General features: G+C 72.5%; 27 protein-coding genes. 7 read left to right on the forward strand and 20 right to left on the reverse strand.

Going from position 1 to position 25423, the window contains the following annotated elements; translation table 11 throughout:
• Window positions 1-179: 179 nt before the first annotated feature.
• The gene (locus Q0599_RS02800; protein ID WP_298825328.1) at window positions 180-398 is read left to right on the forward strand and encodes a hypothetical protein; all 219 of its coding nucleotides are present in this window, start codon (window positions 180-182) and stop codon (window positions 396-398) included.
• 20 nt (window positions 399-418) lie between these two features.
• Here the strand turns inward: Q0599_RS02800 and Q0599_RS02805 are convergent, their stop codons facing one another.
• Genes Q0599_RS02805 through Q0599_RS02820 form a run of 4 tightly spaced genes read right to left on the reverse strand, consistent with a single transcriptional unit; the run spans window position 419 to window position 3857 of the window.
• Window positions 419-1075: a protein-L-isoaspartate(D-aspartate) O-methyltransferase gene (locus tag Q0599_RS02805; RefSeq protein WP_298825331.1), complete on the reverse strand. Its 657-nt coding sequence runs from the start codon at window positions 1073-1075 to the stop codon at window positions 419-421.
• Window positions 1072-2058: an ABC transporter ATP-binding protein gene (locus Q0599_RS02810; protein ID WP_298825334.1), complete on the reverse strand. Its 987-nt coding sequence runs from the start codon at window positions 2056-2058 to the stop codon at window positions 1072-1074. Before Q0599_RS02810 ends, Q0599_RS02805 begins: the two co-directional genes overlap by 4 nt.
• A gap of 6 nt (window positions 2059-2064) precedes the next feature.
• Entirely contained in the window at window positions 2065-2898 is an 834-nt protein-coding gene (locus tag Q0599_RS02815; RefSeq protein WP_298825337.1) for an ABC transporter permease, read from the reverse strand.
• A complete protein-coding gene (locus Q0599_RS02820; RefSeq protein ID WP_298825945.1) occupies window positions 2895-3857 on the reverse strand; it encodes an ABC transporter permease in 963 nt (320 codons plus the stop codon). Before Q0599_RS02820 ends, Q0599_RS02815 begins: the two co-directional genes overlap by 4 nt.
• A 57-nt stretch (window positions 3858-3914) precedes the next feature.
• Between Q0599_RS02820 and Q0599_RS02825 the strand changes: the two genes are divergently transcribed.
• Window positions 3915-5372: an aldehyde dehydrogenase family protein gene (locus tag Q0599_RS02825; protein WP_298825340.1), complete on the forward strand. Its 1458-nt coding sequence runs from the start codon at window positions 3915-3917 to the stop codon at window positions 5370-5372.
• Between the two features lie 23 nt (window positions 5373-5395).
• Here Q0599_RS02825 and Q0599_RS02830 read toward each other — a convergent pair whose 3' ends face one another.
• Together Q0599_RS02830 and Q0599_RS02835 are read right to left on the reverse strand one after the other, a co-directional pair.
• Window positions 5396-6532, reverse strand: coding sequence for a HupE/UreJ family protein (locus tag Q0599_RS02830; RefSeq protein ID WP_298825343.1), 1137 nt, complete (start codon window positions 6530-6532; stop codon window positions 5396-5398).
• The gene (locus tag Q0599_RS02835; protein WP_298825349.1) at window positions 6529-7707 is read right to left on the reverse strand and encodes a hypothetical protein; all 1179 of its coding nucleotides are present in this window, start codon (window positions 7705-7707) and stop codon (window positions 6529-6531) included. The genes Q0599_RS02830 and Q0599_RS02835 overlap by 4 nt, the downstream gene beginning before the upstream one ends.
• Window positions 7708-7886: 179 nt before the next feature.
• Here Q0599_RS02835 and Q0599_RS02840 point away from each other — a divergent pair, with 179 nt between their 5' ends.
• The 5 genes from Q0599_RS02840 (at window position 7887) to Q0599_RS02860 (ending at window position 11623) form a co-directional block, all read left to right on the forward strand.
• Window positions 7887-8066, forward strand: coding sequence for a hypothetical protein (locus Q0599_RS02840; protein ID WP_298825351.1), 180 nt, complete (start codon window positions 7887-7889; stop codon window positions 8064-8066).
• Between the two features lie 105 nt (window positions 8067-8171).
• Entirely contained in the window at window positions 8172-8912 is a 741-nt protein-coding gene (locus Q0599_RS02845; protein ID WP_298825354.1) for a glucose 1-dehydrogenase, read from the forward strand.
• A 31-nt stretch (window positions 8913-8943) separates the two neighbouring features.
• Complete coding sequence (locus tag Q0599_RS02850) at window positions 8944-9609, forward strand: DsbA family oxidoreductase (protein WP_298825357.1); 666 nt, start codon at window positions 8944-8946, stop codon at window positions 9607-9609.
• Window positions 9609-10283, forward strand: coding sequence for a response regulator (locus Q0599_RS02855; RefSeq protein ID WP_298825360.1), 675 nt, complete (start codon window positions 9609-9611; stop codon window positions 10281-10283). Before Q0599_RS02850 ends, Q0599_RS02855 begins: the two co-directional genes overlap by 1 nt.
• Entirely contained in the window at window positions 10280-11623 is a 1344-nt protein-coding gene (locus tag Q0599_RS02860; RefSeq protein ID WP_298825365.1) for an ATP-binding protein, read from the forward strand. Before Q0599_RS02855 ends, Q0599_RS02860 begins: the two co-directional genes overlap by 4 nt.
• A gap of 27 nt (window positions 11624-11650) precedes the next feature.
• On the opposite strand, the gene Q0599_RS02865 is transcribed toward Q0599_RS02860, so the two are convergent.
• The 14 genes from Q0599_RS02865 to Q0599_RS02930 form a co-directional block, all read right to left on the reverse strand.
• A complete protein-coding gene (locus Q0599_RS02865) occupies window positions 11651-12304 on the reverse strand; it encodes a TRAP transporter TatT component family protein (protein ID WP_298825368.1) in 654 nt (217 codons plus the stop codon).
• A complete protein-coding gene (locus Q0599_RS02870; RefSeq protein ID WP_298825370.1) occupies window positions 12301-13110 on the reverse strand; it encodes an SDR family oxidoreductase in 810 nt (269 codons plus the stop codon). The genes Q0599_RS02865 and Q0599_RS02870 overlap by 4 nt, the downstream gene beginning before the upstream one ends.
• Window positions 13107-13793, reverse strand: coding sequence for an iron-containing redox enzyme family protein (locus Q0599_RS02875; protein ID WP_298825373.1), 687 nt, complete (start codon window positions 13791-13793; stop codon window positions 13107-13109). The genes Q0599_RS02870 and Q0599_RS02875 overlap by 4 nt, the downstream gene beginning before the upstream one ends.
• A complete protein-coding gene (locus Q0599_RS02880) occupies window positions 13790-15265 on the reverse strand; it encodes an AMP-binding protein (protein WP_298825376.1) in 1476 nt (491 codons plus the stop codon). The genes Q0599_RS02875 and Q0599_RS02880 overlap by 4 nt, the downstream gene beginning before the upstream one ends.
• Window positions 15262-15882, reverse strand: a complete 621-nt coding sequence (locus Q0599_RS02885) for a thermostable hemolysin (RefSeq protein WP_298825379.1) — start codon at window positions 15880-15882, stop codon at window positions 15262-15264. The genes Q0599_RS02880 and Q0599_RS02885 overlap by 4 nt, the downstream gene beginning before the upstream one ends.
• Window positions 15883-15989: 107 nt before the next feature.
• Window positions 15990-17222 (reverse strand): glycolate oxidase subunit GlcF, encoded by a 1233-nt coding sequence (glcF, locus tag Q0599_RS02890; protein WP_298825382.1) that lies wholly within the window; start codon window positions 17220-17222, stop codon window positions 15990-15992.
• Window positions 17223-17247: 25 nt separating this feature from the next.
• Window positions 17248-17961 (reverse strand): LrgB family protein, encoded by a 714-nt coding sequence (locus Q0599_RS02895; RefSeq protein WP_298825385.1) that lies wholly within the window; start codon window positions 17959-17961, stop codon window positions 17248-17250.
• A gap of 6 nt (window positions 17962-17967) precedes the next feature.
• Window positions 17968-18312, reverse strand: a complete 345-nt coding sequence (locus Q0599_RS02900; RefSeq protein ID WP_298825388.1) for a CidA/LrgA family protein — start codon at window positions 18310-18312, stop codon at window positions 17968-17970.
• A gap of 17 nt (window positions 18313-18329) precedes the next feature.
• Entirely contained in the window at window positions 18330-19421 is a 1092-nt protein-coding gene (gene glcE, locus Q0599_RS02905) for a glycolate oxidase subunit GlcE (RefSeq protein ID WP_298825391.1), read from the reverse strand.
• A gap of 96 nt (window positions 19422-19517) precedes the next feature.
• The gene (locus Q0599_RS02910) at window positions 19518-21014 is read right to left on the reverse strand and encodes an FAD-linked oxidase C-terminal domain-containing protein (RefSeq protein WP_298825948.1); all 1497 of its coding nucleotides are present in this window, start codon (window positions 21012-21014) and stop codon (window positions 19518-19520) included.
• Between the two features lie 128 nt (window positions 21015-21142).
• Window positions 21143-22360 (reverse strand): FIST N-terminal domain-containing protein, encoded by a 1218-nt coding sequence (locus Q0599_RS02915; RefSeq protein ID WP_298825396.1) that lies wholly within the window; start codon window positions 22358-22360, stop codon window positions 21143-21145.
• Window positions 22361-22382: 22 nt separating this feature from the next.
• The gene (locus tag Q0599_RS02920; protein WP_298825399.1) at window positions 22383-23033 is read right to left on the reverse strand and encodes a PhaM family polyhydroxyalkanoate granule multifunctional regulatory protein; all 651 of its coding nucleotides are present in this window, start codon (window positions 23031-23033) and stop codon (window positions 22383-22385) included.
• 71 nt (window positions 23034-23104) lie between these two features.
• Window positions 23105-24913: a TraB/GumN family protein gene (locus Q0599_RS02925; protein WP_298825402.1), complete on the reverse strand. Its 1809-nt coding sequence runs from the start codon at window positions 24911-24913 to the stop codon at window positions 23105-23107.
• Window positions 24914-24923: 10 nt separating this feature from the next.
• Window positions 24924-25421 carry a retropepsin-like aspartic protease gene (locus Q0599_RS02930; RefSeq protein ID WP_298825404.1) on the reverse strand — a complete coding sequence of 166 codons (498 nt, stop codon included), beginning with the start codon at window positions 25419-25421 and terminating at the stop codon, window positions 24924-24926.
• Between the last annotated feature and the right edge of the window lie 2 nt (window positions 25422-25423).

A 25423-nucleotide genomic window follows, 5' to 3' on the forward strand; every position in this document is an offset into this window, starting at 1 on the left:
CACCCGCACCCGCACCCGCACCCGCACCCGCACCCGCACCCGCACCCGCACCCGCACCCGCCCCGGCCCCGGCCCCGGCCCCGGCCCCGGCTCCGGCTCCGGCCCCGGCCCCGGCCCCGGCCCCGGCTCCGGCCCCGGCTCCGGCTCCGGCTCCGGCTCCGGCTCCGGCTCCGGCTCCTGTGGGTGATCCGGCGGCCGGCCTGACGGCCTACGGAACGTATTGCGCCGGCTGCCACGGCGCCAACCCTGCCAACAACCAGCTGAAAGTCGCCGGCGCGACCACGGTGCCCGCACTCGATTCCGCCATCGCCCAGGTCGGCAGCATGGGTTGGCTGAGCAGCCTGACCACGCAGCAGAAGCTCGACATCACGAGCTACATCGCCAGCGTGGTGAAGTAGCGCAGGCAGTGGCCGGGCGTTCAGCCCGGCCAGCCCTGCGCGCCGGTCAGGGGCACGAAGCGAACGCCCATCAGCATCTCGCGCCTCTGCCCGTGCTCGCCGTCGCGCGTCAGGCGCAGCAGTTCCTGGTGGCCGAACTGTGTGCCCACCGGCATGACGAGCCGGCCGCCGACCGCCGGCTGCGCGATCAGGGCCGCCGGCACGTCGGGCCCCGCGGCGGTGACGACGATCGCATCGTAGGGCGCCGCCTCGGGCCAGCCCAGCGTGCCGTCGCCGGTGTGCACGTGCACGTTCGCGCAGCCATGTCCGGCGAGCCTGGCCGCGGCGTCGTCGGCGAGCCGCCCGATGCGCTCGACCGTGTGCACCTCCCTGGCCAGCCGGCCGAGCACCGCCGCCGCGTAGCCCGAGCCGGTGCCGACCTCGAGCACGCGCTCCTCGCCGGTGAGCCTCAGCGCCTCGCACATGAAGGCGACGATGTAGGGCTGCGAGATGGTCTGGTCGGCCTCGATCGGCAGCGGGCTGTCGTCGCAGGCATCCTCGCGCCAGCCGGGCAGCACGAAGTCCTCGCGCGGCACCTGGCGCATGGCGTCGAGCACGCGCGGGTCGCACACGCCGCGCGCCTCGATCTGCGTGGCGACCATGGCGGCGCGCCGGGCCGCGAAGTCGGCGGGGCTCATGGCGTCATCACGTCCATGCGGATGCAGCGTGCCGCGTGGCCGACACCGATCTCGATGACCGGCGGTGCGGCCTGGCGGCAGTCGTCGACGGCACGATCGCAGCGGTCGGCGAAGGGGCAGCCCGCCGGCAGGTCGGCCAGCTCGGGCACGCGGCCCGGGATGGTCGGCAGTTTCGTGCCGCGCGTCGCGCCCAGCCGCGGCCGCGCGGCATACAGACCGCGCGTGTACGGATGGGCGCGCGTGGCGAACACCGCGTCCACCGGGCCGTCCTCCACCACCGTGCCGCCGTACATCACCATCACGCGCTGCACATGGCGTGCCATCACGCCGAGGTCATGGCTGATGAGCAGCAGTGCCATGCCGCTGCCCTGCACCAGTTCGTCGATGAGCATCAGCACCTCGTGCTGCAGGCTCACGTCCAGCGCGGTGGTCGGCTCGTCGGCGATCAGCAGGTCGGGCCCGCAGGCCAGCGCCATGGCAATCATCACGCGCTGGCGCTGGCCGCCGCTGAGCTGGTGCGGATAGGCGTCGAGGCGCTGCGCAGCATCCGGCAGCCTCACGCGGTCGAGCAGCCGCAAGGCTTCGGCGCGCGCGGCGGCGCGGCCCAGGCCGCGGTGCAGGCGCAGCGGTTCGGCCACCTGCGCGCCGATGCTGTGCAGCGGGTTGAGCGCGGTCATCGGCTCCTGGAAGACCATCGCCAGGCGGTCGCCGCGCAGTGCCGCCATCGCCTCGTCACCCAGGCCCACCAGCTCCCGTCCCAGCAGGCGGATGCTCCCTTCCACCCGGGCGCCATCGGGCAGCAGACCCATCAGCGCCAGCGCGGTCAGCGACTTGCCGCAGCCGCTCTCGCCGATCAGGCCGAGCTTCCCGCCGCGCGCCAGCGTGAACGACACGCCGCGCAGCGCCGCGGCCGGCCCGCGAGCGGTCGGCAGCACGACACGCAGGCCGCGCACGTCGAGCAAGGGCGGGGGCGTGCCGTTCATGCCGTCTCAGCGCTGTCGCGCCAGCTTCGGGTCGAGCAGGTCGCGCAGCCCGTCGCCCATCAGGTTCAGGCCGAGCACGGAGAGCACGATCGCCAGCCCCGGCCACACGGCCAGCAGCGGCGCCTGGTACATCATGCTCTGGCCCTCGTTCAGCATGCGCCCCCAGCTCGGCGTGGGCGGCTGGGTGCCGAGACCGAGGTAGCTCAGCGCTGCCTCCGCGAGGATGGCGATGGCGAAGCGGATCGTCGCCTGCACGATCAGCACCGAGGCGATGTTCGGCAGCACATGCTCGGCCGTGATGCGCCACGCGCCCTTGCCGCAGGCGCGCGCGGCGAGCACGAACTCGCGCGTCCACACCGCGTTTGCCGAGGCTCGTGTGATGCGTGCGAACTCCGGGATGTTGAAGATGCCGATGGCGACGATCGAGGTCACCAGCCCGGGACCGTAGATCGCGGTGAGCATGATCGCCGTGAGCAGCGCCGGGAAGGCGATGCTGAAGTCGGCCAGGCGCATCACTGCCTCCTCCACCCAGCCGCGTCGCGCGGCAGCGAGCAGACCCAGTGCCACGCCCGCGGTGATGCCGATGCCCACGGCGATGAGGCCCACGGCAATGGAGGCGCGCGCGCCGACGATGAGCAGCGAGACGATGTCGCGCCCCAGGCTGTCGGTGCCCAGCCAGTGCGTCGCCGAGGGCGCAAGCAGCTTGTTCGGCACGTCGATCTCGGTGGCGGAATGCGGCGTCCAGACGAAGGACAGCAGCGCCAGCGCGACCAGCAGCGCGACGAGCAGGCCGCCGGCGAGGAAACTCTTGTGCCGCAGGGCGCGCTGCCAGAACTTCATCGGCCGCTCGCTCTGAGGCGCGGGTCGATCACCGCGTAGAGCAGGTCGACCACGAAGTTGATCGCGATCACCGTGGCGGCCAGCAGCATGACGATGTTCTGCACCAGCACGATGTCGCGGTTGCTGATCGCCTGGAAGACCAGCCGGCCCAGGCCGGGCAGCGAGAACACGTTCTCCACCACGATGGTGCCGGTGACCAGGTTGGCGAACTGCAGGCCCATGACGGTGAGCACCGGCACCATCGCGTTGCGCAGCACATGACCCCACAGCACGGCGCGACGCGACAGGCCCTTGGCGCGCGCGGTGCGCACGAAGTCCTCGCGCAGCACGTCGAGCACCGCCGAGCGGGTGAAGCGCGCGAGGATGGCCGCCTGCACCACGGCCAGCGCGACGGCCGGCAGCACCAGCGCACGAAGCCCGTCCCACAGTCCGCCGCCCTCGTCCTCCGTCCAGCCGGGGAAGCCGCCGGCCGGGAACCAGGGCAGCTTCACCGCGAACAGCATGACCAGCAGGATGCCGAACCAGAAGCTCGGCACGGCGATGCCGAGCTGGCTGGCGGCCATCACGCCGAAGTCGCCGGCGCGGTTGTGGCGCGACGCTGCATAGACGCCGGCGACCAGCGCCAGCACCGTCGTCAGCGCCATGGACAGCAGCGCGAGCGGCACGGTGACCGCGAGCCGCTCGGCGATGAGCGCGGCGATCGGCGTGTCGTAGGCATGGCTGTTGCCCAGCTCGAGGGTCAGCAGGCCGTGCAGCCAGCTGGCATAGCGCGCGGGCGCGGGGCGGTCCAGGCCGAGCTGGCGCTCCAGCGCCGCCACCGCCTCGTGTGTGGCGCTCTCCCCGAGCATCACCTCAGCGGCGTTGCCGGGCAGCAGGTCGAGCACCGCGAACACCACCAGCGAGGCCACGGCCAGCGTGAGCACGAAGGTCGCGACGCGGCGAAGCAGGAACGGGGCGATGGCGTGTCCTCGCAGACGGGGGCTCCTATGATGGCCGAAAACACGATGGAGACAGCCATGCGCGAGACCCTGCCCTTCGCCACGCACGAGGTGTTCATCGGCGGCCGCTGGCGCGCCGCGGCCAGTGGGCAGACGCTGCCGCTGGCCAATCCGTCGGACGGCAGCGTGCTCACCGAGATCGCGCGCGGCGGCGCCGAGGATGTGGATGCAGCGGTGCGTTCCGCGCAGTCGGCGCTCGAAGGCGACTGGGGCCGTCTGAGCGCCACCGAACGCGGCCGGCTGCTCGCCGCGGCGGGGCGCAAGGTGCTCGAGCGCGTCGACGAACTGGCGCGGCTGGAGGCGCTGGACGTGGGCAAGCCGTTGAAGCAGGGCCGCGCCGACGCCATCGCGCTGGCGCGCTACCTGGAGTTCTACGGTGGCGCCGCCGACAAGGTGATGGGCGAGACGATCCCCTACCTGAACGGCTACACGGCGCTGACCTGGCGCGAACCGCACGGCGTGACGGGTCACGTGGTGCCCTGGAACTACCCGATGCAGATCATCGGTCGCAGCGTCGGCGCGGCGCTGGCCATGGGCAACGCCTGCGTGCTCAAGCCGGCCGAGGAGGCCTGCCTCAGCGCGCTGGCGATCGGGCACCTGTTCGCCGAGTGCGGGCTGCCCGCCGGCGCGCTGAGCATCGTGCCCGGCCTCGGCGAGGAGGCCGGCGCCGCGCTCACCGCGCACCCCGGCGTGCGCCACCTGTCCTTCACCGGTTCGGTGGCCACCGGCCGGCTGGTGCAGGCAGCGGCGGCGCGCAACACCGTGCCGGTCACGCTGGAGCTCGGCGGCAAGAGCCCGCAGATCGTCTTCGCCGACGCCGACCTGGACGCGGCACTGCCCTTCCTCGTCAGCGCCGGCATCCAGAACGCCGGGCAGACCTGCTCGGCGGCGTCGCGGCTGCTCGTCGAGCGCGGCGTCTTCGACGAGGTGGTGCAGCGGCTGTCGCAGCGCTACCGCGCGCTGCGCGTCGGCCCGGCGCTGGCCGACCTCGACCTCGGCCCGCTGATCTCGATGCGCCAGCACGACATCGTCTCGCGCTACCTCGCGCTGGCCCGCGACAGCGGCCTGAACCTGGTGGCACAGGGCGAGGTCGTCGCCGACGCGCCTGCCGGCGGCTGGTACGTGAGGCCCACGCTGGTGGCCGCCGTGCCCGACGACCATGCGCTGGCGCAAGAGGAGATCTTCGGCCCGGTGCAGGTGGTGATTGCCTTCGAGGGCGAGGAAGAGGCCCTGCGCATCGCCAACGGCACGCCCTACGGCCTGGTGGCCGGCGTATGGACGCGCGGCGGCGGCCGGCAGCTGCGCATGGCCCGCGGCCTCAGGTGCGGCCAGGTGTTCATCAACAACTACGGCGCCGGCGGCGGCGTGGAGCTGCCCTTCGGCGGCGTTGGCGCCTCGGGCCATGGTCGCGAGAAGGGCTTCGAGGCGCTGTACGGCTTCTCGGCGCTGAAGACGGTGGCGATCCTGCATCACTGATGCGTGCGGGCCGCCGGCGAAGCTCAGAGCGGCATGAACGAGAGGTCGAAGGCGCGCTCGACGAACCACAGCGCCGCGAGAAGCGCGATCGCCAGCGAGCCTCCGGCGAGCACCACGCGCTGGTAGAAGCGCGTGTCGCTCAGCGCGAAGGCCAGCGGCAGGAAGGCCGCGACGATGGCGAGCTGGCCGACCTCCACGCCGACGTTGAAGCCGAGCAGCGCCAGCGCCAGCGCGTCCTGCGGCAAGCCGAGGTCGGCCAGCACGCTGGCGAAGCCGAAGCCGTGCACCAGTCCGAAGCCGAAGGCCATGGCCCAGCGCCGTCGCTCGAAGAGCGGGCGCAGGTTGTTCAGCGCGGCGAGCACCACCGAGGCGGCGATGGTCGCCTCGACCGGCCGCGACGGCAGCGTCAGCAGGCCCAGCGTGGCCAGCGTCAGCGTCACCGAATGCGCCACGGTGAAGGCGCTGACGATCTTCACCACCTCGACGAAGGCGTCGCGGAAGCTCTCCGCCGGCTGCCAGCCCGCGGGTCGCCAGGCAAGCACCGCCGGAAGCAGCAGCGCGAGCAGGAAGAGGATGTGGTCGAAGCCGATCCAGATGTGCCACACGCCTTCGCGCAGGTAGTCGGCGAACTGCTCCGCGCGGCTCGGGTTCGCCAGCTCGTACACCCTGCTGCTCGCGTCGGGGCCGAGCACCGCGGTGCGCGTGGCGCCGCCGGCCTCCAGGCGCAGCAGGCCGCGGTGCTGCGGGTCGATGTCGGCAAAGAGTCGGTACTCGAGCCTGAGCTGCTTCGGCAGCGCCGGGCAGCCGACCTCGAAGCGCAGCACGGTGTAGGCGCCGTCGGTGTGGTGGTCGACGAGCTGCTCGCCGGCACGCGCCACGCAGGGCTGTCCGTCGCCCTCGATGGCCAGCCGAGCCAGCGCGTAGGCGGCGACCTCGGCGTGACGCACGCGCAGCTCGCCCCAGGTGATCTCGCCGTTGCCGTCGGCGTCCAGGCCGATGGCGACGTCGAGGTCGCGCAGCGCGATGTCCCACTGGCCGTGCAGCGCCGTCCCCTCCTGTGTCAACGTGAGATAGCTGTCGGAGGGCTTGTGCGCCAGCGCGGTCGAGGCCAGGCCGAGCGCCAGCGCGGCGGCGGCGAAGCAACGCAGCAGGCAGCTCATGAGGCGCCGTTCAGGCGCGCGGCCAAGCTGCGCAGCACGGTGCTTTCCACGCCGTTCGTCACCAGCCAGCGCAGCGCCGGCTCGGCAGCGGCAGGCTCGCGGGCGGCGATGGCGGCCTCCAGCAGCACGCGGGCGTCGGCCGGCTCGCGCTGCAGCATGTAGTTGGTGCGGGCCAGTTCGAGCGCACGTCGGGCCTCGCCGAGCACGGCCAGCGCGAAGCGCGCCTCCTCCTTCTGGTGCAATGCATCCCCGCGCAGCCGCGCGGCGTCGAAGCGGGCCACCAGCGCCTGACGCCACTCGGCCGCCTTCGCGTCGCCGCTCGCCTTCGCGGCGATGGCCAGTCGCAGCAGCAGCAGGTCGGAACGCTCCTTGCCCTGCAGCAGGGCGATCACCTCGGCGGGCCGGCCGCGGTCGAGCAGGAAGTCCGCGTAGGCCGCCTGCAGGTAGACGTCGGGCAGGCCGAGCGCGAGCGCTTCGCGGAAGGCCGCTTCCGCCGCGGCGAAGCGGCCGCGCCGCTCTTCGATCTCGGCCAGGCGCGTCAGCGACCACAGGCGCTGAGCCGGGCTGGCCTTGCGGTCGCGGCGCAGCGCCGCGTGCAGCGACTCGGCGGCCGGTCCGGCGCGGCCGGTCAGCGCATCGACCTGCGCGCGACAGGCGGCGCCGATCAGCGGTTCGGCCAGGGCGGCGAGCCTCTCGCAGGCCTCGCGAGCGCCCGGGTAGTTCGCCTGCACCAGGTGGACGGCCACCTGCCAGGCCCAGGCCTCGCCGTGCGACGGCTCGGCCCGCGTGGCTGCGGCCAGGTCGGCCAGCGCCGCATCGAACTCGTGGCCGAACTGGCGCAGCACGGCGCGCAGCACGCGCACGTCGGTGGGCGGATCGGGATCTGTCCACCAGGAGCCGAGCGTCGCCTGGGCGTAGCCGATGTAGCGCGGGTCGCCTTCGGCGCCTGCCTCCTCGACGTAGCGCCGCGCCAGGCGCACGGCGGCCGCGGCGTCGTTCGGCTGGGCACGCCATTGCGCGCGCAGATGCCGCAACTCACGCTGGCGCGGGTCGGCGGCGCGCGCCGGCAGCCGCTCCAGCACCTGCTGGTCGGAAGCCGGAACGAAGGGGGCGGCCCAGGAGCCGGGCGAAGCGGCCGCGGCGGCGAGGGCAGCAACAAGGACGGTTCGATGCACCGGTGACGACGAGATGGAGGCGCCACAGTATCGGCGGAAGTCCTTCTGCCACGTGCACGTTCGGACACAGTGCGCGCCGGCCGCCGGTCAACCGACTGGCGGCGGCCGCGTTTCGGGAAGGCCGGGGGCGATACGGACCCCGGGAAATCCCACCCCAAGCAACCCTCGAAAGAACGCCCATGAGCAAGTCTCTCGCTTCGCTGATCACTGCCCTGTTCGCCGTCGTCGCGTTCAATGCCCAGGCGGCCTCGCACGCCGGCGGCGCCCCGATGAAGGCCAGCGAGCCGGCCGCCAAGGCCAGCGCTGCGGCCAAGAAGGAAGAGAAGAAGGCGGTGAAGAAGGAAGAAGCGAAGAAGTAACCCTTCCTCGCCGCACCCAGACGGGCCATGCCGCAGGCATGGCCCGTCTGCTTTTTGCGGGCCGGCCGACATAATCGCCGCACGACAACGAGCAAGGAGACGGCCATGCGACTGCAGGGCAAGGCGGCCATCGTCACCGGCGGCGGTTCGGGTTTCGGCGAAGGCATCGTGAGGAAGTTCGCCGCGGAGGGCGCCCGGGTACTGGTCGCCGACCGCGACGAGGGCAGCGCCAGCCGCGTCGCCGAAGCCACCGGCGCGCTGGCGCTTCGCGTCGACGTCTCGCGCGCCGACGACGCCAAGCGCATGGTCGACGCCGCGTTCGAACGCTTCGGCGCACTCGACATCCTCGTCAACAACGCCGGCATCGGCCACCTGCCGCAGCCGCTGGAAGGGCTGCCCGAGGACGACTTCGACCGCATCGTCGCCGTCAACATGAAGGCCATCTACCTCGCCGCGCGCGAGGCGGTGCCTCGCATGAAGGCGCAGGGCCGCGGCGTCATCCTCAACATGGCCAGCACCGCCGGCGTGAGTCCCCGGCCGCGGTTGACCTGGTACAACGCCAGCAAGGGCTGGGTGATCACCGCCACGCGCTCGATGGCGGTGGAACTGGCACCGTTCGGCATCCGCGTGGTCGCCCTCAACCCGGTGGCCGGCGAGACGCCGCTGCTGGCCACCTTCATGGGCGGCGACACGCCGCAGACGCGCGAGAAGTTCCTTGCCACCATCCCGATCGGCCGCTTCTCCACGCCCGAGGACCTGGGCAACGCCGCCTGCTTCCTGTGCAGCGACGAGGCGTCGATGATCACCGGGGTGGCGATGGAGGTGGATGGCGGACGCTGCATCTGAATCCCGGCGGCCGAGTCGATAGACTCGCGCGATGAACACCGCCGCCGTTCCCACGCTGAAGATCGACTTCGTCTCCGACGTGGTCTGCCCCTGGTGCGCCATCGGGCTGAGCGCGCTGGAGATCGCGCTGGCCCGGCTGGAGGGCGTGCTGGCCGCCGAGCTGCATTTCCAGCCCTTCCAGCTCAATCCCGACATGGGCCCCGAGGGCGCCGAGGTGGTGCCGTACCTGTCCAGGAAGTACGGCATGAGTGCCGAGCAGGTGGCGCTCAACCAGCAGGGCATCGCCGAGCGCGGCGCGGCGGTCGGCTTCGAATTCCGCATGGACCGGCGCAGCCGCACCTACAACACCTTCGACGCGCACCGCCTGCTGCACTGGGCGGGCGAGCAGGGCGCGGCGCAGCAGCGTGCGCTCAAGCACGCGCTGCTGTCGGCCTACTTCACCGACGGCGAGAACCCGTCCGCGCGCGAGGTGTTGCTGCGCTGCGCCGAACGCGCAGGGCTGGATGCCGCGCCTGCCGCTGCGGTGGTCGACTCGACGCAGTACGCCGACGCGGTGCGCGAGCGACAGCGCTTCTACCAGTCGGCGGGCATCCACTCCGTGCCGGCGGTGATCGTCGACGACCGGCATCTCATCCAGGGCGGCCAGCCGCCCGAGGTGTTCGAGCGGGCACTGCGCCAGATCGCGGCGGAGGCCTGATGCGCATCCTGGTCGTCGAGGACGATGCCCAGCTCGGCGACGCGCTGGCCACCGGGCTGCGCCAGCGCCAGCACGTGGTCGACTGGTTCCGCGACGGCACGCAGGCGAACGCCGCGCTCGCCGGCGTACCGTACGACGCGGTGGTGCTCGACCTCGGCCTGCCCGGCGGCGACGGCATGCGCTGGCTGCGGCAGTGGCGCGCCGAGGGCCGTGACCTGCCGGTGCTGATCCTCACCGCGCGCGACGGCGTGGCCGACCGCGTCGCCGGGCTCGACGCCGGCGCCGACGACTACCTCGTCAAGCCGATCACGCTGGACGAACTTGCCGCTCGGCTTCGCGCCATGACGCGGCGCAGCACCGGCCGCGCGCAAAGCGTCTGGCGGCACGGCGCATTGGCCTACGACCCGGCCGGCCGCAGCGTGCAGTGGAACGGCACGTCGGTGGAGCTGACCGCACGCGAACTGATGCTGCTCGAGGCGCTGATGGCGCACCCGAACCGCATCCTGTCCAAGGCGCAGCTGCAGGAAAAGCTCTACGACTGGGGCGAGTCGCTGGAGAGCAACACGCTCGAAGTGCACGTGCACCACCTGCGCCGCAAGCTCGGCCGCGATGTCATCCGCACGGTGCGCGGCGTGGGCTACGCGCTCGGGCCGGCCGAGGGCGAGTTCTCGTGAGTCTGCGGCGGCGCCTGCTGGTCTACCTGCTGGTCAGCGCGCCGCTGGTCTGGCTGCTCGCCGGCTTCATGTCGATGCGCTTCGCGAAGGACGAGGTCGACGAGCTGTTCGACACCGAGCTGATCCGCCTCGCCCGCCAGGTGCAGGTGACGCTCGCGGTGCCGCTGGACGGCAATGCCGCGCTGATGCCCGACGCCGCCGCCAGCGACACCAGCGGCGAAGCCGACCTCGGCGACCTGGCGATCGCCGTGTGGGCGCGCGACGGCCGGCTGTTGCTGTCCGACCGCGAGGGCGTGAACCTGCCCTACCGTGCGGATGCCGCCGGCTTCGCTGACCTGCCGATCGGCGACGATGCATGGCGCGTGTACTACCTGCAGTCCTTCGACGGCGAATGGCTGGTGGCGGCGGGGCAGAAGGCGTACGAGCGCGAGGAGCTGGCCTTCGACCTCACGCTCGGGCAACTGCTGCCCTGGCTGGCCATGCTGCCGGTGCTGCTCGCCGCGATGGCCTGGGCCGTGCGTCACGCACTGGCGCCGGTGGAGCAGCTCAGCGACGAACTGCGCGCGCGAGGGGCCGACGATCTCCAGCCCGTGCCGCTGGCGCACTCGCCGGCCGAGCTGAAGCCGCTGGTCGAGGCGATGAACGGCCTGTTCGGCCGCATCGAGTCCGCGCTGGCACGCGAGCGCCGCTTCACCGCCGACGCGGCCCACGAGTTGCGCACGCCGCTGGCGGTGCTGCGTGCGCAGTGGGACGTGGTGTGCCACGCCGAGCCCGGCGCGGCACGTGAACAGGCCGAGGCCAAGCTCTCCCTCGGGCTGCAGCGGCTGGACCGACTCGTCACGCAGATGCTCGCGCTGTCGCGCCTGGAGGACGGCAGCACTGCGATGGAACGGCAGGAAGTGGACTGGGCCGCCATCGTCGAGCAGGCGATGAGCGACTGCCTGCCGACCGCCGAACGGCGCCACATCGAGCTGGCCTGCGACTGGGCGCAGCCCGAGGGGCGGGCGCCGTTGCCGTTGCTGGGCGACGCTGCGCTGCTCACCGTGCTGCTGCGCAACCTGCTCGACAACGCGGTGCGCTACGCGCCCGAGCGCAGCGCCGTGCTGCTGCGATTCAGTGAATCGATGCTGGAGGTGGAGAACGACGGCAAGCCGCTGCCCGAAGCGCAGCTCGCCCGGCTGGGCGAGCGCTTCTACCGCCCCGACGGACAGGACGAGATCGGCAGCGGCCTGGGCCTGTCGATCGTGCAGCGCATTGCGTCGCTGCATGGCATGACGATGCGCCTCGGGCACCGCGCCGACGGGCGCGGCATGCGCGTCGCCGTCGGCTTCCTGGGCTAGCGTCCGTTCGCGCCGCGGGAGCAGGCCCTAGTGGGCGGCGGCGCGCGCCTTCTCGATCAGCGCACGCGCTTCCTCGCGCCGGCCGGTGTCGGCCACCTGACGGCCGGGCCGCGGCGGCGCCTGCAGCGCACGTTCGAGGTAGCTCACCGCCTCGGCGGCATTGCCGGTTTCCAGCAGGTACTCGCCGTAGAAGAAGTTCGGGTCGATGCCCTTGGGGTTGAGCGCCAGCGCCTGCTGCAGCAGTTCCTTGGCGCGCTCCTTGTCGCCGAAGCCGATCGGCCAGCCAGGCACCTTGTAGTACAGCACGCCCAGGCTGTTGTAGGCCGAGCCGTCCAGCACCTTGCCATCGATCTGGATGGCCGTCTCGTACATGAGCTTGGCGCGCTTGACCAGGCTCAGCGCGCCCAGTCCGCCCTTCTCGCCGGCCCAGGAGCTGACGATGATGCCTTCCCACACCAGCGGCTCGGCGCGCGCAGGCTGCGCCTGCGCGACCTGGTGCGCCTTGGCGGCCAGCATCTCGAAGCGCTTCTCGCGCTCGGCCGCAGGCGTCTGGTAGCGGATCACCTCCCAGTCGTGCTGCAACTGCACGACCTCGTCCTCGACGTTGCCGGCCCGGGCCAGCGGCGACAGGGCGAGGGCGGCGCAGAAGGTGGCGAAGAGGGCGAACGGGGTCTTGCTCATGTCGGTGTCTCCATGGGAAGGTGGGTCAGGCTGGCGCGGTGCTTGTCGAAGGCGCCGTCCAGCCACTGCGGCACGGCTCCGTTCAGGCGCACGGCGAACTTCTCCGGCAGGCCGAGGAAGCGTTCTGCGGCTTCGCTTTCGAGCAGCGCGACGAGGGCGCGCGCCACTGTTTCGGGCGCATCGACCGCCGTACCGGTGGCGCGGTTGTAGGCCTCGACGCGCTGGTCGTTGAAGCCGGTGCGCGTGCTGCGCGGGCCGAGGTACTGCACGTGCACGGCGCTACCGCGCAGCTCGCGGCGCAGCGCTTCGGAAAAGCCGCGCAGGCCGAACTTGCTGGCGCTGTAGACGCTGTAGCCGGGCAGCCCGAGGCGGCCGAGCGCCGAGCCGATCTGGATCACCTGCGCCTTCGGCCGCCGCCTCAGCACGGGCAGCAGCGCCTGCGTGAGGCGCATCGGCGCGAGCAGGTTGGTGCGCAGCACCTGCTCGAGGTGCTCCGCGCCCAGTGACTCGAATCGGCCGAAGCTCGGCGTGCCGGCGTTGTTGACCAGCACGTTGATCCCCCAGCGCGCTGCCGCCTCGCACAGCGCGGGCAGGGCGGCCGCGTCGTCGAGGTCGGCGGCGTGCCAGTAGATGCGCGATGCGGCGTCCGCCTGGCCGCCGAGCTGGCGCGCCAGCGTGGCCAGCCGGGCCGGCGAGCGGCCGCTGAGCATCACCGACGCCCCGCGCGCGAGCAGCTCCTTGGCGATGGCCTGGCCGATGCCGCCGCTGGCGCCGGTCAGCAGCACGCGGGCGTGGGCGGCCTTCATGCCAGCGCCTCCTCGGCCTCGGGCGCGGGCAGCGGAAGGCCGCGGAACACGTCGCCGTAGAGGCGGTAGAAGGCCCGCGCCGCATGCACGATGGCGGCGCGGTCGGCGCTGTCGTCGATGCGGTCCATCAGCTGCGCGAAATGCGCGGTGTGCTGCTGGTCGAGCGTGCCGTGCGAGCGCAGGTAGCTGAAGGCGCGGTCGGGCAGCTTGAGGTGCGCCTGAATCTGGTCGGCAGCCTGCAGCGCCAGCGCCACGCTGGTGCCTTCGAGCACGTGCACCATGCCGAAGAAGCCGAGCGGGTTGCGTCGCGCGATCTGGTCGTAGGCGTAGGCGACCATCACCTCGGTGGCATGGCCGGGCCGGCCGTGGCGCACCGCGTCGGCATCGAAGCCGCAGGCGGCGATGTCGTCGAGGATCCACTCGTCGTGGCCCGCCTCCTCCTCGACGTATTCGTCCAGCGCCGCATCCAGCCACTGCGCGTGCTGCGGCGGCAGCGCGGCCTTGCAGGCCCGCAGCAGCGGCACGGTGTGGCGCACGTGGTGGTAGGCCTCGGTCAGGAAGGCCACGTAGCTGGGCAGGGAGACGCGCCCCTGCAGGCAGCCCTGGATGATCGGCGCGGCGACGAGGCCCAGACGTGCGTCGGCGGTGTCGCGCACGAGTTGCTGGAAGAAGGAATCGTTCATGGAGTCTCCAGGGCGGTCGGCACGAGGCCGAGGGCCTGGGCGTGCCGTGCTTCGATGGCCTGGCGTTGGGGGCGGCCATTCGGCGTGGCCAGGCCGGTTTCGGCGCTGAAGGCCGCGCCGGCGCGGCACCAGCGCACCACGCGGGCGTAGTCGGGCAGCGTGGCGTTGGCGCGGTCCATGGCGGCCTGCAGGGCGGCGTCGGGCAGATCGGCGCGGGTCGGCCAGAGCACCGCCGACAGCGCCGGCTGTGCCTCGCCGAACACCACGGCCTGTGCGATGGCCGGCTCGCCGCGCAACGCCGTCTCCACCCACTCCGGGCTGACGTTGCGGCCGAAGGCGGTGATCAGCACCTGCTTCCTGCGGCCGCGCACGTGGAGGTAGCCGTCGGCGTCGATCTCGCCGAGGTCGCCGCTGCGCCACCACTCGGGTGCGGGACTCGGGTCGCCGAGGTAGCCCAGGAACAGGCTGCCGGCGACCTCGATCTCGCCGCTGGCGCCGACGCGCAAGCGCGCATGCGGCAGCACGCGACCGGCCGAACCGGGGCGCTGCGCCCCGGGAAGGTTGAGGGTCTGCACCGAACACGCCTCCGACAGGCCGTAGCCCTCGCAGGCCGGCAGACCGAGCGATTGCGCGGCCTCGATGAGCCGCGTGCCGACGGCGGCGCCGCCCACCGCGACGATCTTCAGCGACGCCGGCGCGCGCGCGCCGCTGGCCTGCAGCCAGGCGACCCAGCCACGCAGCATCTGCGGCAGCAGGATCAGGCTGTGCGGCTGCGCGGCAAGCACCGCAGCGTGCAGCCTGGCCGGGTCGAAGCCCGACGAGCCGATGAGCCCGACGTCCGCCAGAGGCGGCGCGATGCAGGTAGCGCCCTGCGACAGCGGCGCCAGAACCCCGGCGAGGTTCTCGAGCAGCACCGGGAAGGGCAACGCGCTGAGGTGGCGCGTGATCGCCAGCGGTGCGAGCGCCTCGCTCAGTCCGGCGGCGACGCGACCGATCGACGCGCGGCCGAGGCAGACGCCCTTGGGCGTGCCGGTGGTGCCCGAGGTGAAGGTGAGCTTGACGGTGCCTTCGGGCATCGCGACCGGCCGCCCGGGCAGGCGCAGCCAGGCCAGCGCCTGCCCGGCAATGCGCTGTTCGGCGGTTGGCAAGGGGGCAAAGGCTGCGACGGCATCGGGCACGGCGAGCAGGCCGTCCGCGCCGGCCGCCCGCAGCGCGTGGCGGATCTGTGCCGGTGTGAAGAATCCGGGCAGCGGCAAGTGCACCACGCCGGCGGCGAGGGCGGCCAGGTCGGCGACGATCCAGGCCGCGCCGTTGTCCAACAGCGTGGCGAGCACGCGCACCTGCTGCCGGCGCAGCTCGCCGGCAAGCGCGTCGACTTCGCGGCGCAAGGTATCGAAGTCCCAGAGCTGCGCGCCGCATTCGACGGCCACGCCGCCGTGGCGGCGCCAGGCGTCGAGCAGCTCGCCGCTCATCCGCCGTGTCCCTGCTGGCGGCGCGCCAGGATGCGCAGCGCCAGCGGCAGGTGACCGGCGAGCACCACCGGCCGGTGTTCGTAGTAGCGGCCCCAGTCGGCCGCCTCGTCGCCCAGCACCGCCGGATCGGCCGCGCCGAGCGCCAGCGGCGTCACGCCAATGCGCACGAACAGGTGACGCAGTTCCTCGGTGAGCGTGCTCACCACCCAGCGCGCGCCCTGCGCCGCGAGGTGCGGGCCGAGCAGCAGGATCAGCCGGCGGCCTTCCCCTGCGCGCATCGCGGCGAGGTGGCCGACCTCGACGATGCGCTCGCGGGGTGTCGTCTCTCCGCACTGGCGGCCGAGCGTAGCCTCGACCGGTTCGTCCAGGTAGCGCTCGAGGAACAGCGACTGCACGCCCGCGAAGCGGTACCCGGCTGCCGCGACGATGCGGCCGTCGGCATCGCGCAGGCTGACGAGGCAGGGGGCGAAGTGGCGCAACCTGGCTCCGAAGCGCTCGGCGTAGACGGCGCGGATGAAGTGCTCGACGTCGGCGCGCTCCTCGTCGCCTTCGCCGTGAAGGCGCAGCGAAGCGTGGGCATCACGCGTGCTTCCGGCGCACGACAGGGCAAGTGGCATTCACACTCCTCGCGATGCCCGGTGGGGCACCTTCAGCGATGGGTGGATGCTCGGAAACCCTGGTTAGCGCCGCCTTAAGCCGGCGGGCCCGATCGTGAACAAATGCGTCAGGCGAGCGCTTCGTCGAGCACCTCGACCCAGTGGCGCACCGGCGTGGCGGTGCCGCTGCCGAGGTGCTGGATGCAGCCGATGTTGGCCGACACGATCACCTCCGGCTGCAGCGGCGCGAGGTGGCCCAGCTTGCGGTCGCGCAACTGGTAGGCGAGCTCGGGCTGCAGCACCGAGTAGGTGCCCGCCGAGCCACAGCACAGGTGCGACTCGACCGGGGCCACACGGATGTCGAAGCCGAGTGCCGCCAGATGCGTCTCGACACCGCCACGCAGCTGCTGGCCGTGCTGCAGCGTGCAGGGCGGATGGTAGGCGAGCTTCTTCGGTCCCGTGGCGCGCAGCTTCGTCTTCAGCTTCGGCACCAGCTCGGGCAGCAACTCGCTCAGGTCGCGGGTCAACTCGACGATGCGCATCGCCCGTTGAGCGTAGGCCGGGTCGTGCGCCAGTGCATGCCCGTAGTCCTTCACCGTCGCGCCGCAGCCGGAGGCGTTCATGACGATCGCTTCCACCTTTCCGGTGGAGACCAGCGGCCACCAGGCGTCGACGTTGCGCCGCATGTCGGCCAGGCCGCCGTCGATGTCGTTCAGGTGCGTGCGGATCGCGCCGCAGCAGCCGGCGCCGTCGGCGACCAGGGTCTGGATGCCGGCGGCGTCGAGCACGCGCGCGGTGGCACTGTTGATGTTGGGCATCATCGCCGGTTGCACGCAGCCCATCAGCATCAGCACCTTGCGCTCGTGCTCGCGCGTCGGCCAGCGGTGGGCCTGCGTCGGCGCACTCGCCGGAACCTTGTGCTGCAACGATCCCGGCAGCAGCGGCCTCATCCACTGGCCGACCTTCATCGCCGGGGCGAACAACGGCGAGGTGAGCCCTTCCTTGAGCAGCCAGCGCACGGCCTTCTCGCCGGCGGGACGCTCGACACGCTCCTCCACCACCTTGCGGCCGATCTCCACGAGATGGCCGTACTGCACGCCGGAAGGGCAGGTGCTCTCGCAGTTGCGGCAGGTCAGGCAGCGGTCCAGGTGCTGCTGCGTGGCGCGCGTCACCGGCTTGCCTTCCAGGACCTGCTTGATCAGGTAGATGCGGCCGCGCGGGCCGTCGAGCTCGTCGCCGAGCAACTGGTAGGTCGGGCAGGTGGCAGTGCAGAAGCCGCAGTGCACGCACTTGCGCAGGATGGCCTCGGCCTCGGTGCCCTCGCGGGTGCCCTGGAACTCGGATGCGAGTGTCGTCTGCATGAAGCGTCTCGGTGAATCGTGGCGATCAGAACAGCCGCGCCAGCAGCGGCATGAGCAGGGCGGCCAGCACCACCTGCAGGCCCAGTGCGAGCCCGGCATAGGCGCCGGCGTCGGGGTGCACCTGCAGCGCGCGGGCCGCGCCGATGCCATGCGCCGCGGTGCCCAGCGCAAAGCCGCGCACCTCGGGCTCGGCGATGCGCAGCGCGTCGAACAGGTACTTCGCGCTCACCGCGCCGACCAGCCCCGTCAGCACCGCGAACGCGGCGGCCAGCGCCGGGATGCCGCCGAGCTGCTCGGCGATGCCCATCGCCACCGGCGCCGTCACCGACTTCGGTGCGAGCGAGCGCAGCACCGGCTCGGGGAGACCGAGCAGCCAGCCCAGCCCGACCGCTGCCGCCGCCGCCGCCGCGCCGCCGGCCAACGCCGCGGCCAGCACCGCGACCGCGCGCGAGCGCAGTTCGGCGCGGCGCTGCCACAGCGGCCAGGCCAGCGCCACCACGGCCGGCCCGAGCAGGAAGTGGATGAACTGCGCTCCGGAGAAGTAGGTCGGGTAGGGCGTGCCGCTGGCGGTCAGCAGCGCGGCCAGCGCCAGCACCGACCACAGCACCGGGTTGGCCCAGGGCGCGTGGCCGACGCGCTGGTACACGGCCTGCGCCAGCACGTAGGTCACCAGCGTGGCGGTGAGGCCGAACAGCGGCGTGGCCGACAGGTAGACCCAGAGTTCGACGAAGCTGTGCATCGGCGTTCAGCCCTTCGAGCGCAGCAGCGCGCGCAGCACCAGCGCGCCGACGGCCATGCCGGTCCAGGTGGACAGCACGACCACCAGCAGCATGCGCGCGCCGTACTCCGCGATCAGGCCGAGATGCGTCATCACGCCCACGCCGACCGGAACGAACAGCAGCGACAGGTGCGCGAGCAGCACCTCGGCGGCGGCGCCCACCGGGCGGCGCACCGGCTCCCAGCGCAGCGCGACGAGCAGGATCAGCAAGCCCATCACCGGCCCGGGCAGCGGTACTGCCGCCAGCCGCACCAGCGCTTCGCCGGCGGACTGGGCCAGCAGCAGCCAGGCGAGGCCCTTGAGTGCGTCCATGCCGGGCAGGCGCGGCCTCAGAGGCCGGGGTACATGCGGCCGGGATTGAACACGCCGCTCGGGTCGAAGGCCTTCTTCAGTTCGCGGTGGATGCGGTCCAGCGGCGATTTCAGCGGCGCGAAGGCCCCGGCGGATTTGTCCCGGGCGCGGAACAGCGTGGCATGGCCGCCGGCCCTGGAGGCGGCATCGCGGACCAGCGCGGCCGGCGCGGCACAACACACCCAGCGCTGCGCGCCGCCCCATTCGACGAGCTGTTCGCCAGGCAGGGCCAGCGGCGGTGTGGTCGGCGGCACCGACAGGCGCCACAGCCGAGCGCCGCCTTCGACGGCGGCGGCGGCCTTGATGAAGAATTCGTCGTGCTGGTGGCGCAGCCCGTTCCAGAACGGCGTGGCCTGGGCAGGTTCGATGAGCTCGCCGCCCAGCCGGTCGGTGGCCGCCTGCACCGCGGCGAGCGCGCCGCGCAGGCGCACCACCAGCGTGCCGTCCCACCAGGCGCTGGCATTGAGCGGCAGCGGCTGGCCGCCCCACTCGTTCAGACGGGTGATCGCCCGCGCCTCGTCCATCGAGAAGCGCAGCGTCGCGGTGGCCGGCGCCACCGGCAGCACCTTCAACGAGACCTCGAGGATCACGCCCAGCGTGCCCATCGAGCCGGCGAGCAGGCGCGAGATGTCGTAGCCGGCCACGTTCTTCATCACCTGGCCGCCGAAGCTCAGCACCTCGCCGCGGCCGTTGAGCAGCGTGGCGCCGAGCACGTAGTCGCGCACCGCGCCGACTGCCGCGCGCGACGGCCCGGACAACCCGGCGGCGACCATGCCGCCCACGGTGGCGTCGGCACCGAAGTGCGGAGGCTCGAAGGGCAGGCACTGGCCCTGCTCGGCGAGCGTGGCCTCGAGCTCGGCAAGGTCGGTGCCGCAGCGCGCGGTGACCACCAGCTCGGTGGGCTCGTAGCTGGAGATGCCCTCGAGCACGCGGGTGTCGAGGACCTCGCCCTGCGGCACCTCGCCGTAGAAGCTCTTGGTGCCGCCGCCCTGGATGCAGAGCTGCGCGCCGGCCGACTGCGCGCTCTGCACGCGGTCGACCAGCATCTGGAGGGCCGGATCGTTTGTCATGTCTGCCCCCCGGCCGCAGCGTACCGCGGCCGACCCCCCGTGGGGGTCTCGCCCGCCCTGGGGCGGCCCGGCGCCGGGCTCGTCATCGGTCTCATGTCAGAAGCGCGGGATGTCGGCGAAGGGCAGGAGGCCGCGCGAGACGTGCATCTTCCCGTACTCGGCGCAGCGGTGCAGGGTGGGAATCACCTTGCCCGGGTTGAGCAGTTCCTTCGGATCGAAGGCGCGCTTGAGCGCGAACATCTGCTCGCGCTCGGCTGGTGCGAACTGCACGCACATCGAGCTGAGCTTTTCCACGCCCACCCCATGCTCGCCGGTCACCGTGCCGCCCATGCGCACGCTGGTCTCCAGGATGTCGGCGCCGAACAGCTCGCAGCGGTGCATCTGGTCGGGGTCGTTGGCGTCGAACAGGATCAGCGGGTGCAGATTGCCGTCGCCGGCATGGAAGACGTTGGCGCAGCGCAGGTCGTACTTCTTCTCCATCTCCTGGATGGCCAGCAGGATGTCGGCCAGGCGCTTGCGCGGGATGGTCGAGTCCATGCACATGTAGTCGGGGCTGATGCGGCCGGAGGCCGGGAAGGCGTTCTTGCGGCCGCTCCAGAACTTCAGCCGCTGGGCCTCGTCCTCGCTCACCGAGATCGCGGTGGCACCGCAGCGCTGCAGCACCTCGACCATGCGGCCGATCTCCTCGTCCACCTCCTCCGGCGTGCCGTCGCTCTCGCACAGCAGGATGGCCTCGGCGTTCAGGTCGTAGCCGGCGTGCACGAAGTCCTCGACCGCGGCGGTCATCGGCTTGTCCATCATCTCCAGACCGGCCGGGATGATGCCCGCGGCGATCACGCTGGCTACCGCGTCGCCGGCCTTCCTCATGTCGTCGAAGCTGGCCATGATGCAGCGCGCGAGCTGCGGCTTGGGCACCAGCTTGACGGTGACCTCGGTGGTGACGGCGAGCATGCCTTCGCTGCCGACCAGCACGCCCATCAGGTCCAGGCCGGCGGCGTCGAGCGCCTCGGAGCCGAACTCCACCACCTCGCCGTCGACGGTGAAGCCGCGCACGCGCAGCACGTTGTGCACCGTCAGGCCGTACTTGAGGCAGTGCACGCCCCCGGAGTTCTCGGCCACGTTGCCGCCGATCGTGCAGGCGATCTGGCTGGACGGGTCGGGCGCGTAGTACAGCCCGTAGGGCGCGGCGGCATCGCTGATCGCCAGGTTGCGCACGCCGCATTGCACGCGGGCCGTGCGCGACAGCGGGTCGATGGCCAGGATCTGGTTGAACTTCGCCAGGCCCAGCGTCACGCCGAGCTTGTGCGGCAGCGCGCCGCCGGACAGCCCGGTGCCCGCACCGCGCGCCACCACCGGCACGTTGAGGCGGTGGCAGGTGCGCAGCACGGCGGCCACCTGCTCCTCGGTCTCGGGCAGCGCCACCGCCAGAGGCTGCTCGCGGTAGGCGGTCAGGCCGTCGCATTCGTAGGGAATGGTGTCCTCGGTGTGCCACAGCAGCGCATGGGCGGGCAGCACGGCGGAGAGTTCGGCCACCACCTCGGCACGCCGCTCGGCAGGATTGGCCCGGGCGGGATCGCCCGGCACGGTGGACATCTCGAGCGTGGAAGGGGCGTTCACGTGCGGACTCCGTCGGGTTGGCGGTGAAACCCGTAGGGACGCACTGTAACCCCGCAGGGAATGATGCCGGGTCGAAGCTTCTTTGCGTCCTGGGTGAAGATGGCTCAAACGTGCCCGGCGAACACCGTCAGCACGCCGGTGTAGCCGTAGAGGTGGTGGCGTGCGATCTCGCCGGCGGCGAAGAAGCCGACCAGCGGCACGTCGCCGAGGGCACGCCGAACGATCTGCAGCTCCGCCGAGGGGCCGCCGAAGTGAGGTCCGCCGCGCCCCGAACAGCTGACGTAGACGGCGCCGGCGATGCTCATCGCGGCGGACTCCGGCGCCACGCCGGCCGGCAGCGTGGCGGCGACCGTCAGTTCCTGCGGCGCCAGCTCCTCGCGGATCTCGGCGCAAATGCGCACCAGGTCGCGTCGGGCCGCCTCGGTGTTGCGCTGGCAGAAGGCGAGCTGCAGGCCCTCCGGCGCGATGTCGCCGATGGCGATGCCGCGCCGCGCCGGATCCAGCCCGATCAGGTGGCGCACGCGGGTGTCGGGGCCGAAGGCGCCGCGGCGCACCGCGGGACTGTCGTCGCTGCGCCGCGCCGGGTCGTTGGGGTCCGACAGGCCGACCAGCGTCTGGCGGATCTGCGGCAAGGCCTCGCGCGGCTCGCGGCCGGCGACGTTCAGGTCGGCCAGCAGCACGTCGAGCGCAGGCTCGCCGTCGAGTCTCGTGATGACGTTCTGGCTCGATTCGGTGATGGTGCGTGTGCGTCCCACCGGCTGGCAGCCCTGCGTGACGCGCGAGACCAGCCCCACGCCGCTGGCGAAGGCGACACCCGACAGGCCGCCGTGCAGCACACCGTCGGCGACGTGCAGGGTGCGATTGCGCGCCGAGGCGAGGCCGCCGAACAGGTAGCCGGTGGTGGTGCGGTCGCTCATGTCGGCGACCAGCTCGGCCAGGTCCGGCGTGTTCGGGTCGGCGTGCACCTGTGCGGTGTGCGCGGGGAAGGTGCCCAGCGGCCGGGCGCCAGAGAAGACGCGGAAGTCGCCCTGCGGCAGCTCGGCGAGCATCACCGTCAGCGCCGGCTCGTCGAAGTACTCCACCCCGCTGGCCGACACGCCGATGCCCACCGCGCCGACCCAGGACACACCGGGCCAGTGGCGCTGCAGCTCGGCGAGCAGCGCCTCGGCCTCGCCGGCGTAGTGGTCGGTGAGGTAGACCCAGCCGAGCGTCGGTTCGCAGGGCGCTCGCGCGCGCTGTTGCGCTTCGAGCTGCGGCTGCACCATCGCCAGCGCGAAGCGCCAGTCGGGGTGCGCGGCATGAGCCTGCAGGAAGGTCTTCATCGGGCGCGGGCTGGGGGGCGGATCAGGGCGCGCCCTTCTTCTTCGAGACCGACTTGCGCGTCGCCGTGCGGGCGGCTGCGCCAGCGCCGCGCGCCACCGCGCCGGGCACCGAGGCGGCCTTCTTCAGCGTCTGGCCGGCGGCGTCGAAACTCTGCTTGACCATCGTGCCGGCAAGGTTCTTCGCCGCGTCGGTGGTGCTGTCCTTCATCGCGGTGGCGGCGAGCTCGGTGAACTGCTTGGTCAGCGCCCCCCACCACTGCATCGGGTCGACCGCCTGCGGTGCCTCGGCGGGCTTGGCCGCCGACTTCTTCGCCGCCGGCTTGGCGCGCTTGGTCGACGGTGCGGCCGCCGGCGCCGCCGGGGCTGCCTCGGGCATGCGCAGCGTCAGCGACTCGCGCAGGTCGTCCATCTGCACGTTCATCGTCTTCAGCGTCGACAGCGTCATGCGCTGCACCTCCAGCGCCTGGATGGTGGCGCCGAGCATGCGCGCGTTCTGCTCCAGCCAGAACTGCACCGTGCGCAGCTCCTCGATGCGCTTCTCCAGCTCCTCCGGGTTCAGCGTCGGCGCAACCCACTGCCCGATGTTGGGCAGCGCCGAGCCGGCGTTCTTGACCAGCCCCTGCAGGAAGTCGAAGCCGGGAACGAGTTTGGTGAAGGCGGCAGCATCGGCCATGGCGTCTCCTCGGGAGTTGTTCTGGGTGCACATGATTGTGCGCGCGCCACGGCTCCCGCGGCTGAGGCAGGTCAGCGCGACAGGTCCTGCAGCCGCGCCAGCCGGGCCTCGTCCGGCCGCTCGACGGTGTTGATCTGCGACAGCTGCGCATGCGCCTGTGCGAAATAAGGCCTGGCCTCGGCGGGACGACCGAGGGCGAGCAGGTTCTCGCCGATCTCCTCGGGCACGAAGCCGTCGCCGGCACCGGCAGCGGCGAGTTCGCGCTCGAGCCGCCACAGGATCGCCAGCGCGTCGTCGTGGCGACGCAGCGCGCGCAGCTCCCGGGCGATCATCCACTGCGCCTCGCGCAGACGCTGCGGCGCGGCGCCGTCGCGTTCGCGTGCGGCGAGCGCAGCGCGGAAGCTTCCCAGGGCCTCTTCGTGGCGGCCGGCCTCGTGCAGACTCCAGCCGATGTTGTTCGCCAGCGAGGCCTCCCAGCGGCGCGTCTGCGGGTCGCGCGCGGCGCGTGCGGTGGCCAGCGCGCGCTGCGTCCATTCCAGCTGCGCCTCGGGGTCGGCCTGCACCAGCGCGACCATGTGCAGTGCGTCGACGTGCAGGTATTCCAGCCCCGAGGTGCGGGCGAGCTGCTCGGCCTGCAGGAACAGCGGCCTGGCCTTGGCCGGCTCGCCCGACGAGCGCCAGGTGCGCCCGCGTTCCAGCATCGAGCGCACGCGCGGCTCGGCGCCGGCGCCGCCCAGCTCGGCGTCGACCTCGTCGAGCAACCGGTGCGCCGCGCCGAACTGCCGGCGCAGGCTCAGCGTGCGGGCGATCTGCGCGCGCAGCGACAGCGCGGCGTCGTGCGTCGCCCCGTCCAGTGCGGCGCGCATGCGCGCCTCGCTCGCGGCGGGATCGTCGAAGTCCCACAGGGCCAGGATGTCGGGCATGGGCGCCTCCAGGGCAATGCGTTCGACGCGGTAGCCGCGCTGCGCCATCAGCGCCGGCAGGCCGCGCGCGCCGATCATGTGCAGGCTGCCGACGGCGGCGAAGATGCGCTGGCCGCCGAGGTGCAACGCATCGATGCGCGCCGCCATCGCCGGGTTGCGGCCTTCGAGCAGGCGGCGCATCGCCGCCGCCTCGGCCGGCGTGCGCTGGCAGTCGCACCAGTCGGTGTAACGCGCCAGCCGGGCGTGGTCGCCGCTCGCCCACACCTGTGCGATGTGGCCGAGCATCTTCTGCGCGCGGCCGCTGTCCAGCTCGTCGAGCGTGCCGGCCACCAGCGCGAGCACCTCGGCGCGCGGGCTGCCGGTCAGCGAGCGCAGCTGCTCGTCCACCGTTTCCAGCGCCACCACCGGCTTGTCGTCGCGCCGCGCCAGGCCGGCCAGCACCATGTCGATGCCGTAGCCGGGTTCGAGGCCGAGGCGGCGGCCGGCAAGCATGGACAGCGTGGCGATCTGCAGCTCCGGCTTCAGACGGGCAAGCTGCTCGGGCTCGGCGCACTCGGCCCGCGCGCGGCGCTCGAGGCGCTGCTGCAGCGCCGGCGGCAGTGCATCGCCCCGCCGCGCGGCACTGCCGGCGGTCATGCGGCGCTGCGTCTCGGCGTCGAGCAGGTCGAGTTCGAGCGCGAGGGTCTGGCTGTTGGCGAACGCCTCGCGCACCTTCGGGCCGGGAAACGCCCAGTCGAGCCGCGCGAGGTGCACCGTGCCGTACAGCCAGGAGCTGTGCCCGTTCTTCTCCAGCCGCCAGAGGAAGCCGCGGTCGCGCGCGTCGTGCTGCGCCGCGGCGAGCTGTTCGGCACCGGGCGGGGCGGGCGGCGGGGGGCAGTCCGCCTGTGCCGTGGCGGCCAGCGGCCATGCCAGCGCCACGATGCCCAAGGCGCGGCGGAGCGGGCGCAGCAGGCGCATGGGCACGAGCTTAGCGGCCCGCCGCCGAACGCAGGTCGATGCGCAGTACGCCGTCGACCTGCTGCCAGTGCAGCCGGCCGAGCACGTCCATGCCGAGCAGCGGCCGCTCGGCCAGGCCCTGCAGGGCGACCACGCGCAACCGCTCGGCGCGCATGCCGCCGCGCAGCTCGATGTCGGCGCGCATCACCTCGCCGGTGACCGTGCCGCCGGCGGTGCTCGAGCGCACCGTGTCGATCGGCCGCAGGCCCAGTTCGCGCGCCAGCGCGCCTGGAATGGCGGTGCCGGTGGCGCCGGTGTCGACGAGGAAGTCGACTGCGCGCCCTTCGATGAAGCCCGGCCAGTGGTAGTGGCCGTCGGGCCCGCGGCGGATCTCGATGATGTCGCCGTCGCTCGAGAAGCGCGCCGCCAGCGCCTGGTGTTGCCACCACTGCACGCCGAGGAACAGCGCCAGCCCGACCAGCAGCCAGACGGTGACCACCTTGAAGGTGCGTGGCAGTTCTCCGTTCATGC

Origin of the sequence: uncultured Piscinibacter sp. (genome assembly GCF_937952055.1) — a bacterium.
Taxonomy (GTDB): Bacteria; Pseudomonadota; Gammaproteobacteria; order Burkholderiales; family Burkholderiaceae_C; genus Piscinibacter.

Coding starts and splice junctions, on each gene's coding strand:
- Q0599_RS02805 (WP_298825331.1), bottom strand. CDS start 1,075: ATGAGCCCCGCCGACTTCGCGGCCCGGCGCGCCGCCATGGTCGCCACG.
- Q0599_RS02810 (WP_298825334.1), bottom strand. CDS start 2,058: ATGAACGGCACGCCCCCGCCCTTGCTCGACGTGCGCGGCCTGCGTGTC.
- Q0599_RS02815 (WP_298825337.1), bottom strand. CDS start 2,898: ATGAAGTTCTGGCAGCGCGCCCTGCGGCACAAGAGTTTCCTCGCCGGC.
- Q0599_RS02825 (WP_298825340.1), top strand. CDS start 3,915: ATGCGCGAGACCCTGCCCTTCGCCACGCACGAGGTGTTCATCGGCGGC.
- Q0599_RS02830 (WP_298825343.1), bottom strand. CDS start 6,532: ATGAGCTGCCTGCTGCGTTGCTTCGCCGCCGCCGCGCTGGCGCTCGGC.
- Q0599_RS02840 (WP_298825351.1), top strand. CDS start 7,887: ATGAGCAAGTCTCTCGCTTCGCTGATCACTGCCCTGTTCGCCGTCGTC.
- Q0599_RS02845 (WP_298825354.1), top strand. CDS start 8,172: ATGCGACTGCAGGGCAAGGCGGCCATCGTCACCGGCGGCGGTTCGGGT.
- Q0599_RS02850 (WP_298825357.1), top strand. CDS start 8,944: ATGAACACCGCCGCCGTTCCCACGCTGAAGATCGACTTCGTCTCCGAC.
- Q0599_RS02855 (WP_298825360.1), top strand. CDS start 9,609: ATGCGCATCCTGGTCGTCGAGGACGATGCCCAGCTCGGCGACGCGCTG.
- Q0599_RS02865 (WP_298825368.1), bottom strand. CDS start 12,304: ATGAGCAAGACCCCGTTCGCCCTCTTCGCCACCTTCTGCGCCGCCCTC.
- Q0599_RS02870 (WP_298825370.1), bottom strand. CDS start 13,110: ATGAAGGCCGCCCACGCCCGCGTGCTGCTGACCGGCGCCAGCGGCGGC.
- Q0599_RS02875 (WP_298825373.1), bottom strand. CDS start 13,793: ATGAACGATTCCTTCTTCCAGCAACTCGTGCGCGACACCGCCGACGCA.
- Q0599_RS02880 (WP_298825376.1), bottom strand. CDS start 15,265: ATGAGCGGCGAGCTGCTCGACGCCTGGCGCCGCCACGGCGGCGTGGCC.
- Q0599_RS02885 (WP_298825379.1), bottom strand. CDS start 15,882: ATGCCACTTGCCCTGTCGTGCGCCGGAAGCACGCGTGATGCCCACGCT.
- glcF (WP_298825382.1), bottom strand. CDS start 17,222: ATGCAGACGACACTCGCATCCGAGTTCCAGGGCACCCGCGAGGGCACC.
- Q0599_RS02895 (WP_298825385.1), bottom strand. CDS start 17,961: ATGCACAGCTTCGTCGAACTCTGGGTCTACCTGTCGGCCACGCCGCTG.
- Q0599_RS02900 (WP_298825388.1), bottom strand. CDS start 18,312: ATGGACGCACTCAAGGGCCTCGCCTGGCTGCTGCTGGCCCAGTCCGCC.
- glcE (WP_298825391.1), bottom strand. CDS start 19,421: ATGACAAACGATCCGGCCCTCCAGATGCTGGTCGACCGCGTGCAGAGC.
- Q0599_RS02910 (WP_298825948.1), bottom strand. CDS start 21,014: ATGTCCACCGTGCCGGGCGATCCCGCCCGGGCCAATCCTGCCGAGCGG.
- Q0599_RS02915 (WP_298825396.1), bottom strand. CDS start 22,360: ATGAAGACCTTCCTGCAGGCTCATGCCGCGCACCCCGACTGGCGCTTC.
- Q0599_RS02920 (WP_298825399.1), bottom strand. CDS start 23,033: ATGGCCGATGCTGCCGCCTTCACCAAACTCGTTCCCGGCTTCGACTTC.
- Q0599_RS02925 (WP_298825402.1), bottom strand. CDS start 24,913: ATGCGCCTGCTGCGCCCGCTCCGCCGCGCCTTGGGCATCGTGGCGCTG.
- Q0599_RS02930 (WP_298825404.1), bottom strand. CDS start 25,421: ATGAACGGAGAACTGCCACGCACCTTCAAGGTGGTCACCGTCTGGCTG.